9 protein-coding genes are annotated in these 12,768 nt (G+C 47.2%); 2 read left to right on the forward strand and 7 right to left on the reverse strand.

The features are described 5' to 3' along the window. Nucleotides 1–3: 3 nt before the first annotated feature. Nucleotides 4–555 carry a signal peptidase I gene (gene lepB, locus HMPREF1863_RS03345; RefSeq protein ID WP_232300099.1) on the reverse strand — a complete coding sequence of 184 codons (552 nt, stop codon included), beginning with the start codon at nt 553–555 and terminating at the stop codon, nt 4–6. Nucleotides 556–708: 153 nt separating this feature from the next. On the opposite strand from lepB, the gene rpsT reads away from it, so the two are divergent. Next, nucleotides 709–972 (forward strand): 30S ribosomal protein S20, encoded by a 264-nt coding sequence (gene rpsT / locus HMPREF1863_RS03350; RefSeq protein WP_068367355.1) that lies wholly within the window; start codon nt 709–711, stop codon nt 970–972. Between the two features lie 34 nt (nt 973–1,006). Here rpsT and holA read toward each other — a convergent pair whose 3' ends face one another. Then, nucleotides 1,007–1,990 carry a DNA polymerase III subunit delta gene (holA, locus tag HMPREF1863_RS03355; RefSeq protein WP_083508497.1) on the reverse strand — a complete coding sequence of 328 codons (984 nt, stop codon included), beginning with the start codon at nt 1,988–1,990 and terminating at the stop codon, nt 1,007–1,009. Further along, nucleotides 1,909–4,275 carry a DNA internalization-related competence protein ComEC/Rec2 gene (locus tag HMPREF1863_RS03360; protein ID WP_068367359.1) on the reverse strand — a complete coding sequence of 789 codons (2,367 nt, stop codon included), beginning with the start codon at nt 4,273–4,275 and terminating at the stop codon, nt 1,909–1,911. Before HMPREF1863_RS03360 ends, holA begins: the two co-directional genes overlap by 82 nt. Nucleotides 4,276–4,340: 65 nt before the next feature. Here HMPREF1863_RS03360 and HMPREF1863_RS03365 point away from each other — a divergent pair, with 65 nt between their 5' ends. Beyond that, nucleotides 4,341–5,477, forward strand: a complete 1,137-nt coding sequence (locus HMPREF1863_RS03365; protein ID WP_068367361.1) for an alanyl-tRNA editing protein — start codon at nt 4,341–4,343, stop codon at nt 5,475–5,477. 40 nt (nt 5,478–5,517) lie between these two features. Here HMPREF1863_RS03365 and HMPREF1863_RS03370 read toward each other — a convergent pair whose 3' ends face one another. The 4 genes from HMPREF1863_RS03370 to thrC all read right to left on the reverse strand — a co-directional run bounded on the left by HMPREF1863_RS03370 (nt 5,518) and on the right by thrC (nt 12,672). Then, on the reverse strand, nt 5,518–7,698 hold the full coding sequence (locus HMPREF1863_RS03370) for a YhgE/Pip domain-containing protein (RefSeq protein ID WP_068367363.1): 2,181 nt from the start codon (nt 7,696–7,698) through the stop codon (nt 5,518–5,520). After that, nucleotides 7,673–10,216 carry a YhgE/Pip domain-containing protein gene (locus HMPREF1863_RS03375; protein ID WP_068367365.1) on the reverse strand — a complete coding sequence of 848 codons (2,544 nt, stop codon included), beginning with the start codon at nt 10,214–10,216 and terminating at the stop codon, nt 7,673–7,675. Before HMPREF1863_RS03375 ends, HMPREF1863_RS03370 begins: the two co-directional genes overlap by 26 nt. A gap of 163 nt (nt 10,217–10,379) precedes the next feature. After that, the gene (gene thrB, locus HMPREF1863_RS03380; protein WP_068367367.1) at nt 10,380–11,240 is read right to left on the reverse strand and encodes a homoserine kinase; all 861 of its coding nucleotides are present in this window, start codon (nt 11,238–11,240) and stop codon (nt 10,380–10,382) included. Then, on the reverse strand, nt 11,233–12,672 hold the full coding sequence (thrC, locus tag HMPREF1863_RS03385) for a threonine synthase (RefSeq protein WP_068367369.1): 1,440 nt from the start codon (nt 12,670–12,672) through the stop codon (nt 11,233–11,235). The genes thrB and thrC overlap by 8 nt, the downstream gene beginning before the upstream one ends. Nucleotides 12,673–12,768 lie beyond the last annotated feature (96 nt).

The raw sequence follows: 12,768 nt of genomic DNA on the forward strand, positions 1-12,768 counted from the left end.
TCCTTAATCATTTTGTCCGTGAAAAACTGTAAATTTCGAGAAAGGATAATAACGAAGGGCCGCGCGGGAACGAATATGTTTCTTTTCTACGGGCCCGAAATAGCGACTGTCGATGGACATGCCCTCGTTGCGATTATCTCCCATGACGAAAAATTCATCGGGCCCTAAGGTCCATTCATCGCCTTGATAAGTACCTGTTTCGACGCCGGGATGAATATAATCTTCCTCAATGCGCACGCCGTTGACGTAAACCTCTCCCGATCGAATGGCTACCTGATCCCCCGGCGTTCCGATGACGCGCTTCACATACTCCTTACCGGATCCGTCCGGCGCATCGATAATGACAATATCGCCCCGTTCGGGATCTGAAAAATAATTAGGAAAGACCAAACAAATCATGCGCTCGTTTTGATGGAGGGTCGGCTCCATACTTTGTCCGATGACCATCGTTGTATTAAAGACAAAGTGGCGAATCAAAACGGCGAGTACCACGGCGGTAACGACTAATTTTATAACTTCAATCGCCAAGTTCGGCGACTTTTCTTTTGATTTCAAAATTTTTCCCCTTTCTTCGCTTAGCAATTCATTTTACCACAAAAGGGAGTTTCTCACACGCCTCTCGAGAATTCTTGCAAAATCTACAGGTCTGTGATAGAATTCTACAAGTTAAGGTATCCCAAGGGATAAAATCATAATCGGAGGTGAACCATGGCAAATATTAAATCCGCGATTAAACGTATCGGCACGACCAAAAAAGAAACGTTGCGCAACAAATCCGTCAAAACAAATGTTAAGACCACGATCCGCAAATTCGAAACCGCGCTCGATAAAGGCAATCTTGATGAAGCGAGAGAACTTCTCCAAGTCGTCGACAAAACTTTAAAGAATGCTGCGTCGAAGAACGTAATTCACAAAAATGCTGCTTCACGCCGATTAAGCCGTTTAACCAAGAAACTCAATAAAGTTAAATAAATAAAAAAACTGAAAACCTGCGTTTTCAGTTTTTTTATTGCTCTCCTATCATTTGAAGCACTAAAGTTTCCAGCACTTCCCTATCGCTCGCCCCTGTGGATTTCATGGCAAGCTCCGCTTCTAAAAGCAGTTCGTAATGATGCTCGAGGGTTTTCTCGTTATAAAGTCCGCTTTGAGCGGCTATTTTTTTGCCCTCATAAGGCTTGACGCCCATAAATTTAAAAATATCTCCGTCCATGGAATGGGTCTTTTTCATGGTTTTATAAAATAAAAGATTTCGCGTCTGTCTGCCGATCATATAGAGAATCCTCGGCGCCGGCTCTTCCTTGGCGTCGAATTCTTTTAAAAGCCGAATCACATCCCGCGCCCGCTTCTTCGCAATAGCGTCGAGTAAATCGAAGATCGTTTCCGTTTGAAAGGGATCCAGGAACGTATCCACCGCTTCCACAGTGACCTCGTCACCTGAAATACTGGCGATTTGATCTAGCGTCGTTAAAAGAGATTCCAAATCCCCTTCGTAACGGCGATCACCGTAGCCCGAAAGGCGAATAAAATGCTCCAATACGTCGGGCTTAATGCGGCGGTTGATTTTTCCCAAATACGACGCCAAATAAGAGCGTAACGCCCTGCCCGACAACCGTTCCATTTCCATGACCCGCCCCATTTTTTGAAAGCGCGTGTAGAGCTTTTGATTCTTCTTAATGGCCGTATCCGTTTCCATTAAAAGAAGAATCGTGGAATCGGGAATAGAAAAGACCTCTTTCAAAAAAACGTCGAGCTTTTCGTCGCCGCTTAAAAGCCCCGCGTCTTTTACGACCACCATCCGCTTTTCGGACATAAAGGGCAGCGTGTTGGCCTTCGCTAAAATTTCCCCCACATCCTCCGATGCCACATCGTAATTTAAAGCCCGCATCTCGGGGGCAATATACTGTTGTTCTATTTGACGCCGCTTCTGCTCCATACCGTATTTCTCCGGCCCGTGGAGTAAATAGGCGCCGCCGAAATCCATTGGTTCCATATCGTCTTTCTCTCTCTTAAATAAATCGAAATGATCCACGCTGACGCACCTAAGAATATCACGTTCCAAATAAAAAAGATAGCGTCGCCGCTACTTTCCGACGCCTCGTCGTAAACGGACACCTGTATTTTACCCCGGCGAAAAGCCAAGGATATGGCGCCGTCTTTCGTTTGCAAGTAGGGAATGTGGTGTTCTTTTAAGCGATCCAACACTTCTTTGTGCGGGTGGCCGTAGCTGTTTCTCGCGCCGGCGGAAATAAGTGCAAGCTTGGGGTGGACAGCCTCCAGTAATTCCTCGGAGCTCGACGTTTTCGAACCGTGATGCGCCAATTTTAAAACCGTGGACTTCGGATCCAATCCCGTCAACATTTTTTCTTCCGCCGCCGGGAGATCCCCTAAAAATAAAGCGTGGGCACCCTTGGACGAAAGTTCCATCACCATGGAAAGGCTGTTGCCCTCTTTCCCCAGTGACGGATACACTTTGATCGTGCCGCCTTTCATGGGAAATATCCCCTCGATGGAATGAATCTTTCCCACTTCCTCCTCAATTTTTTTACCCATAGCTTTATCTTCTTTACCCGTAGCTACGGGCCCGTAGATCCTATTTATTTTCATGTCCTTTGCTATGGTAAAAATACCGCCTACGTGGTCGATATCGTAGTGGGAAAGAAAAACGCCGTCTAAATGGCGAATATTCCGTCGACGCAAATAAGGCGTAATGTAAAAAGCTGTAGGATCTTTTCCGAAACCACTTCCTCCCGTATCGATTAACGCCTTATAACCCGGAAATTCCACGAGGGCGCAATCTCCTTGGCCGACGTACAATTGATGAATAAGAAGATCATAATCGGGCGCTCTGAAAAAGAAAAGCGACACAGCTGTACTTAAAAGAGTGTAGCCTATTAAAAAATAGCCGCTCTTCTTCGTCAAGAACCTAAAGGGAAAATAAAATCCTATGAGCACCACGGCCATGTAAAAGAATCCGTCGTAGACAGTAAAACTCGGCAAGGGCACGCCGGCGCTGAAATCGGCGAAGAAACCGACGAGCCCGTTGAACAAGGCCATTGCCATTTCAAGGAAAAGAGCAATGATCCCGGCGAGCGGCTGAAACACAAGATGAAACACGCTCAGTGCCACGGCGCTGTAAAGTAACAGAGAGGCCAATGGCAATACGAATACATTGGCGACGATGCTCATAAGGGAAAATTTCCCGTAAAGGCTGCTTAAAAGAGGCACGATGACCAGGGTAATGGTCGCCGACAGCAACATTCCTTCCGCCCACTTCCCCTTGCCCCGGGCCACATACTTTACCTTCGGATAGAGGAATAAAATGGCGAAGACGGAAAGGAAACTGAACAAAAAGCCGTAGTGATAAATATAAAAGGGATTGGCCAGAAGAAAAAGAAGGCCACTAAAGGAAAAGGCGTATGTAGGATCCACAGGCTGTCCCAGAGCCTTCCCCCAATCGGTAAAGAGGAGCGCAAAATAGACCCGCATACCCCCTACGGGAAAGCCCGTTAAAAATAAGTACACGAGCATGGAAAAGTGAATGGCGATCTTTGCCCAAGCGATGGGAAGCGTCAAAAGCTTCGACAATTTTTTCAGCATGACGACCATAAGCCCGATGTGAAGACCGGAAATAGAAAGGATGTGAATAAGGTTCAGTGTATTTAAATCTTGGAACTGATCCCAGTCGGAATCGGTTCCGTAGACCATGGCGGATAATAAATCGGCCTCCCCCTTTGGAAAATAAAACCTCATGGTGTTTCTGCCGTAGCGTTGGAAACTTTCCCGCAAGCCATAACTTCTACTCAAAAGAGAACGGCTTTCTCCCACCTCTTCCCTTATGGGCCGCACAGTATGTTTTATTCTATGGGAAAGTTCGTAGTGAACGCCGTTAAAACCGCCGGGATTTTGAGGCAACTCCGGCTTCAGGATCTTCCCCTTCAAACGAACGCGAGAACCTACCGTCGGCGCTTTTCTCGAAAGGACGCGTACCGTTTTAAAATAAGGTATGGAAAGATCGTAGCTGTTCTCCCTCGATTCCTTTACGATGCCTACGGATTGAAATTCTCCGCCGTGATCTTTCGCGCCGTACATAAAACTTCCCGTTAAAAAACTTGCGAGAGCCAATAAGACGAGGGCGCTTCTGCGAATGTCCGCCTTCCAAAGGACGAGCAGAAAAATAAGCGCACAAAAAGCCACCCCGTAAAAAACGGGGATGCGCCCGGCAAAAAATGCGCCGCTCGCCACCGCGACACTTAAACATAACCACAGTTGATTCATGGGGACCTACTCTCGTAATTTCTTCAGATATGATAAAATAAACTAAACCATCAAAGGAGGCGTTTATGGCCCTATATTTATCGGAACCCTATCGCAAGACGATGAACATTACCGTTCCCGACACCGTAAAAAGCAAAGGCTACCATTATTTTTTATTAGACGATAGTATTGTGGCGCCACCCATCGAAAAATATTCCGTGGGAGATGCCCTTTTCATAAATAAGCAACCGGTCGAATACACCGTCACCGACGACGGCCACATTCAATGCAAAGCGGAAAGCGCCGACAGCGGAGAGGAAAAGGAACTTTCCATCGACTGGCCTCGTCGTCTGCAACATATGCAGAATAACATCGCCCGCATTTTACTTATCGCCGCCGTGGAAAAATTAATCCACTGCAAAATCCTCGACGCTGAAACGGCGGAAGAATGTTTCGTCCTCGTGGACACCGACGATATCGGCTTCATGGCTCTCGAAAAAATAGAGAACTTTGTAAATCATCTTATCGAATCTAATTTACCGATTCAAGACCATTTGAAATCCGTGGACATCGCCACCGTCGGCGAAAGAAAAAGTTACGGCCCCGTCCTGAAACAAACGGGAGAACTGGCACTTTTCGCCGTGAAATCCGTCGAAAAAACAGAAGATGGCCTTAAATTAAATTTCGTCACGGGAAAAGCGGCGCTGGACGATTACCGCAGCCATCGCTACCTTACGAAAAATCTCTCCATGTATTTAAACGTTCACACGACGAAAGAAATTTGGCAAGGCGTTAAAAAACTTCAGGGAAAAATCGACGATCAGAAAAAAGCCATCGACTCTCTGGAAGCGCAACTTGGCTTGGAACAAGTTCAGGAATTTATGGCGAGACGACGATTAGTCGACGGCGTAGGCTATATTTACCTGACCCTGGAAAACATTAATTTTAAAAACTTTAAACACCTTACGGAATCCATTCAGAAAAAACCTAAGACCGTACAAATTTACGGCATACCCAACGGCAGCGACGCACAAATTCACGTCATTCGAAGCGCCGATGTCAATGTGGATTTAAAACAAATCCTCGACGAAATCAATACCGGCGATTTAGACGGCACGGGAAACCTCTATCGCATACAGGCCAATGTGTCCCACGAACGCATGGCCCGCGTCATGGAATCATTCCTCTACCGCATTCAAAAAAACATCGCCGAAGGGAAATAAAAGAAGCCCTCCACCGGTTTTCCGGCGGAAGGCTTTTTTGTTACATTAATTTCGTATCTTCCAATTTTTCTTCGAAAACTTCGTTTAAATGCATTAAGGGCTTTCGAAGGACGAGCCCCAGCAAAAGAGACGCCGCAACATATACTTGCAGGATCATAAGCTCTTTGAAGTAGATATTGCCGTAAAATCCGGCAATAGTTTCCTTCATGGCGTTCATACTGTGAACGAAGGGCAAATAGACGTAGAGATTTCTGAAGAAAGAGGGGGCCACGTCGATGGGAAAAGTCCCGCCGGATCCCGCCACCTGGATGACCATGAGCACGACGCAAATCGCCTTGCCGATATCGCCGAAGGAAATGGTCAAGGTGTAGATCAGGATCGTAAAGACCATTCCTGCGACCCATGAAGCCAGGAGAAAATATCCCGGATGGAGACATTGCACGCCGAGAAAATATAAATTCCCGAGGGTGATGAAGGTGCTCTGAACCAAGGAAATGGCGATAAACAAAGCTAGCCTTCCGAAATAGGTTTCATGGGGCTTAAATTCGCCGTATTTTTCGATATAAGATTTCGGCGTCGACACATTTATAAGCGCCACTTGTATGACCGCCCCGACCCAAAGGGAAAGAGTGGTATAAAAAGCCGCCATGGCGGAGCCGTAATTTTCCACCGGGTAGAGGCGATGGGTATTGGTACCCACGGGTCCGGAGAGGAAGCGGCTCAAATCTTTCGTATCCTGTTTTAAGAAAAGATTTAATTTTTCTACGCCATCTGAATGTTCGAGGGCCACCGTGCGATTGTATAGATCATCTACTCGTCCCTTGGCGCCGTTTAAAAGGGCGATGGACTCGTCCATGGCGGCGGAAAGCTTTCCGAGATCTTTTTGTATGTCAGCGGAAAGGGCTCGCACCGAATTCACAGAACCCTCTGCATCGCCCCAAAGATCGCCCATGGAGCCGCGAACGGAATCAAAATCCCTTTCCACCACGTCGAAACGGGCGAGAATATTCCGGGAAAAATCGCGACGAAGTGATTTTAAATTGGCCACATTCTTGTCTCGATACTCCATAAATTCTCTGCGAGCTTCCCGAACTCTCCCGTCGGATCTTTCGTCTTTTGCGACGACGCGTTTCAGAGAACTTACCATTATTTCTTCATATTCTACGCTTTGGAGGATCTTATCCTCTGCCCTTTCGAGCCCTCTGAGAGGAATGGGGAGCTTTTTATTTAATCGGTCGATTTTTTCCCCGATCTCTTTTTTATCCGTTATATCCTTTTCCAGAGCGGCAACCATAGCCTCCCCGTTTGCTCGCGTCGCCTCCCTACTCTTTTCTCCTTCACTAAAGAGCTCCTCCACGTTTCCACTCAATGCGTTCATATAGTTCAGATTCTTATCCAGAGCTTTTTCCGCGATGCGGTTTAAAGACTCCAAGGAACTGCCCATAGTCTGAAGATCTTTTTTGTTTGCCTCCATATTGCTCATGCCGTCTTTTACCGTCTGCGCCGAAAGATCCATAAAGCCTTCGCCGGTTTTCAGTACATCTCCCGATGAGCGAGCCAAGCTTTGGAAGGAACGGAGAGTCGATTCCTGCACGGCCAAGGCATCGGAACTTTTCTTCAGCTGCTCCTGAAGGGCTTGCCACATTTCCTCGCCACCTACACTTTTCGTCTCGTCGGACAGAGCCATAAGGCTTTCGAAGGATGTGGCGTATAAAGTCTCGGTAAAGGCATTCCGCACCGTTTCCGTTACGGCGCCGGCGCCCTTCCCCGTTACCTTCGGAGCGATGGCATTTTTCTTTTCATTGACATAATAGTGAAGTGAGGGTGCTTCCGCTTCGGATGTGGTGAACGAAAACATCTTTTCGCTGAAATCCGGCGGAATGACGATGGCAGCGTAATACTTTCCGCTCCTCACCCCCTCTATGGCATCGTCCCGATCCGTAAAGATCCAGTCCATTTGTTCGTTGACGCCGAGGTTTAATTTAATTTTATCGCCGATAGTGATGTGGGCTTTAATTAAAGAAGGGGTGTAGCCCTCGTCGTCATTTACGACAGCGATGCGAATCCCCTTCGTTTCCTCGTAAGGATCCCATGAGGCGGCGATATTGAACCAGGCGTAAAGGCAGGGAATTAAACTGATTCCCAGAATAACCACCAACACAATACTGTTGGATTTGATCCTGGAAAAATCTTCTTTAACGTGATTCCAAATCATTTTCATGATCGTTCCTTCTAATATGATTCAGCAGTTCCTCTTCGGAAAGGTTCATGAGCTTTCTCTCGTTTTCGTAGCGATCGTAGCGGAGCTCGAGCCAAATAAGGTAAGTGGCGAAGGCAATAATGGATATTACCCACGTGACCAAATAGCGAATCTTCGTCTCCATATTAAATAACAAAATCAAACAGATGGAGGGTATAACAAAGAGTGCCACGAAAGCATAATATTTTCGTTTTTTATAGGTTTCAAAGAAATGCTCCTGTTTGTAACGAATCTTCGAAAGCATAGCCTCATCTCCTCGAAGAATTGTCACTACCAGATCTCCGTCAGTCGGTTCCTCGTCGTGGGGATAATCGGCGTGAATTAATTCACTCTCCGCCAATCGCCCGTCGAAGGTACGGCTCAAGCTGCTCAGTATTTTCGGTCCGTATAGGCCCAGCAAAAAGGACAAGGGGATGTAACTGATTAAAATCAACCAATCCTTCGCAAAATGAGGCCAATAGATCCCCATCATAGTTTCCCGCAAACCGTCGATTCCGTAGTGAAACGGCAAGAAGGGATAAATGGATTGGAAAAAGGGCGCCATCATTTCGATGGGATAGGTCCCCGATGCACCGGGAATTTGCAAGATCAAGACGATAACCGCTATGGCCTTGCCGATGTTTCTAAAAGTCCCCGTCAGAGAAAAAATAATAGATACATAGGCGAGGGATGAAAGGAGAGCCGTCGCCACGAAAAGTACAGGGTTTTCGCACTGCACTTTTAAGATCGCGAGATCCCCCACACTTACGATAAAAGCCTGCACGAGGCCCAATAGGACGAAAAGTTTAAAGCGTCCCATATAGCCTTCTGCAAAGGTGAATTCGGGAATGTCCTCGTCTCGATCCACGTCGATTTTTAAAATGGAAATTAAAATCATGCCGCCGACCCAAAGAGCGAGATTAGTGAAAAACGGCGTCATGGCACTTCCGTAATTGTCGCTCTTATAAATGGCGTGTTCCTCCATGTGTACGGGCTCGCCCATAAAGGCCGAAAACTTTTCGGAATCCATAGCCGGGATCTCCTCTATTTTTTTATAAAGAGGGCCCCGGGCTAATTGGGAAAGATCGACGCGAAGAGTTTCCACGGTATTTTCCGCCCGTTCCAAGCTGGTAAGGCTCGTGTCGATGGTCTTCCGAGAGTCGTCGATTAAAGAGTCCATCTCTCCCAATACCTTGTCGAACTCGTCGAGGAGCAAGGGCATGGTGGAAAGTGTGGACGAAAAGCGGCCGTGTACCTGATTTAATAAATCCATATTCTGCATAAGCATAGGCGGCACGGCAGTGCGAAATTCATCCCGCGTCTGCCGGTGATTCTTCGACGATTCGTCTAGGAGATCGCTCATTTGATCGTAGCTTTTCTCCAAAGCATTTAATGAATTTTCGACCGTCTTACGTTGCGACTCGAGAGTGGAGAGGATTTTACCGTTGCGATCGTGAATATTTCGCCACTGACCCGAGAGGTTTAAAGGCTTCATCTCATCGGGAATGGGATCGATGGATTCAAACTCTCTTAAAATCTCGCCGCTCAATGTGTTGACGCGCTGAAATCCACGGAGGGCCGCATCACTTTCCCGCCCCGCCAGGCTTAAGTCTTTATCCAGAGATTGGTATTTCTTCCCGGAGTAATTTCCCGCCAGTACATTCATTCGCTCCATATCGTTCATTAAATCGTCGTAGGCGCGAATGATTTTTTCACTCTCTCGCCGGGTCTCGTCGAGAAGAGCCTTGGAGTCGGCGAGGGTCAGCTGACCTTTTTTTACAACCCCTTTCATGGAGACCACCTGCCGGCGCACATCTTTCATCAGCCCCTCCATGCGCACCAGTTTGTCGTCCATAGTCTTTAAATTTTCGTGATAGGATAGCAGATTGCTCTCCACATTCATTAAAGAATTCAGGGCGTCTTGTCTCTTCTCCCCTTCAATCTCCACAAATTCGCCGGAGCCTTTTTTTAATTCCTCGGCCAAAACCTCCGATGTCATGGCCACAAACTTGCTGTTGATCTGCGTTTCCAAAGCGTCCAAACCGCTGGAAGTAATCTTTGGGGCGATGGCGTTCAGCTTTTCATTGACGTAATAATCGAGCTTCGGAAAGCGAATCTCCTCGCCCTTCATTATAGAGACGAAAGATTCGGAAAAGTCTTCGGGAATGAAGATGGCGGCATAAAAGTCGCCCCGCTTTAAGCCATCCATAGCTTCTCTTTGATCCACAAAAGTCCAACCTAGCTGATCGTTCTGCTTTAAATTTTTTATAATGTCATCGCCTACAAAAATGTCTCGTCCGTCGAATGTTGTCGGGCGATCTAAATTCGTCACAGCGATTTTGACCCCTTGTAAATTCCCGTATGGATTTTTGTTGGCGCCGATATTAAACCAGGCGTACAAAGATGGCAGAAGGCAAATACCTATAATAACCAGGATGGCGGCCATATTACGGCCCAATCTGTTGATATCCCGTTTTAAAATTTTATTCGATTTTTTCATAAACGATCCTTCTAATGCCGTAGAACGGCTCACCTATGATTGTCATTTCAATTTATGTATCTTATTATTTTAACACGACTGAAAATTATTTAGACCCTGCTTTTTGAAACTTTATACATTCGTAACAAAGCAACAAAAAAGGAACCCTTTCGAGTTCCTTTACTTAAGCCTTCATCACTTCCGCACCTTCATCGGTGGTGTGTAAAATGCGAATATCCCATGTGGCATCCAGTGGATCTGAAATTTTTTCCCATGCAACCTTAATTTCTTCTAAATTGTCTCCGTGTTCGGTAACGAATAGGAGCGTAGGGCCGGCGCCGCTAATGACCATTTTTCCGGGATAAACTTCTTCAATGGTTTTCATAGTATTGTAGCCTGCAATTAATTCCGAGCGATAGGGCTCGTGAATGCGATCTTCCAAACCGAGGAAAATAGATTCCACATCGCCGGTTTCCAAACCATGTACGAGAAAAGCCATGCGGCCGATGTTGGCGACGCCGTCGGGATAGGTTAAGGCTTTCGGCAAAACGGCGCGGGCTTCGGCGGTGGAGAGATCGAAATCCGGAAAGGCGGCGATGGTGGAAATGGCGCGGCTGCCCGCCATTTTGCGGTAAAGCACCTCGTCCTCCGTGCCGATGCTGATGACACAGCCACCTAAAAGAGCGGGGGCAATATTGTCCGGATGGCCTTCAAAATCCGACGCCATTTTTAAAATCTCTTCTTTGCTGAAAGGTTCGCCTAAAAGGGCATTGGCGCCGAGCATACCGCCGACGATACAGGTGGCACTGCTTCCCAAACCGCGGGCAATGGGAATGTCCGCCTCCACGCTGTAATTAAACTTTTCCATGGATTCTCCGGCGCGATCGAAGACCACTTTCGCCGCCTCGTAAATCATGGAGCCGCGATCCACATTGTCGCCGTCCATGGAAAAAGTAAAAGTGTTGTATAAATCAAGCGCCATGCCGATAACGTCGAAGCCGGGGCCCATATTGGCCGTCGTAGCAGGTACACGTACTTTAATCATCAAATCCCTCCCTTACAACTCTCGCCATGTCCTCAATGTCGATGGCATTTTCAAAACGTACTGGCTTTTCGAAAACCTCGAGCAATTCCTCGGGAATGGCCATGTGGGATGTCTCCTCAATAGATTGAAGCAATTCTTTTTCGTCTCCTGCCTTTTCCAAAGAAAGAGCATCCGCCACAGTTTCCGGGAATTTATAGGGGCTTGCCGTCGCCATTAAAAGCACGTGACGGTTCGATCCGTGTTTTTTAATACCGTCGTATGCCACCGCCGTATGGGGATCCATTAAATACCCCGTAGCGTCGAATACCTCTTTAATGCGCGCTTCCCCTTCATCATCGGTAGACCAGTAACCTACGAGTTTGGCGCGGCGAATAAGGTCTTCGGAAATCTCGAAGCGCCCCGTTTCTTGAAGAGATTCCATTTTTTCGCGAATCTTGTCGTTATTTTTAAGAATCAATTGCAGGAAACGCTCAATATTGCTCGCCACTAAAATATCCATGGAAGGGGATGTGGTTTTGTAGAAATCCCGGTGAGTGTCGTAAACCCCGGTTTGAATGAAATCCGTGAGCACGTGGTTTTTATTGGATGCGCAAATAAAATCGCCAAAGGGAACGCCCATGCGCTTGGCATACATTGCCGCTAAAATATTGCCGAAATTACCTGTAGGCACGCAAACGTCCACCTTATCCCCCATGGCGATCGTGTTACGCCGCACAAGTTCGAGATAAGAGTAAATATAATAAACTACTTGAGGAACTAATCGCCCGATATTAATGGAGTTGGCGGAAGAAAACTCGATGCCCGATGCCCTTCCCTCTTCCCGAAGCCCTTCATCGCGGAAGAGCGATTTCACCGTGCGCTGAGCGTCGTCGAAATTGCCGCGAATACCGAAGACGTGCACATTATTCCCTTCCTGGGTCGTCATTTGAAGCTTTTGCATGGTGCTCACGCCATCTGCAGGGTAAAAGACGAAAATATCCGTGTTCTCCACGTCTTGGAACCCGGCGAGGGCGGCCTTCCCCGTGTCGCCGCTGGTGGCGGTTAAAATACGTACGCGACGGCCGTCGGCGGAATCCGCCATTAAGTACGGGAGCATTTGAAGGGCGAAATCTTTAAAGGCCGCCGTGGGCCCGTGGAAAAGTTCCGCCACGGTGATGCCGTCGAGATCATGATAACCTACAGCCCCTTCCGCTTTAAAAGAAGCGTACGCTTTTTTCGCACTCTCTTTCAAATAAGCGGGATCGAAATCGTCGAAAAAAACATTTAAGACCGCCGCGGCAAGTTCTTCATATTTGGCGTTCAAAAAATCCTCATAGGGAAATGCGGGAATCGTTTCAGGCACGTAAAGGCCGCCGTCGTCTGCAGGGCCGCGGAAAATCGCCTCTTTCGCCCTTACCCTTTCGTCCTTGTTGCGTGTCGAATAATAGTTCATAGTCCCTCCTCCAATTTACTTTATTAATGTATCACAGTTTACGCTAAATCTGACCAGGCTTCAAGGCTTGGTAAAAAGATATCCATCCCTTGGAAC

The organism is Aedoeadaptatus coxii, from assembly GCF_001553115.1.
GTDB classification, from domain to species: Bacteria; Bacillota; Clostridia; order Tissierellales; family Peptoniphilaceae; genus Aedoeadaptatus; species Aedoeadaptatus coxii.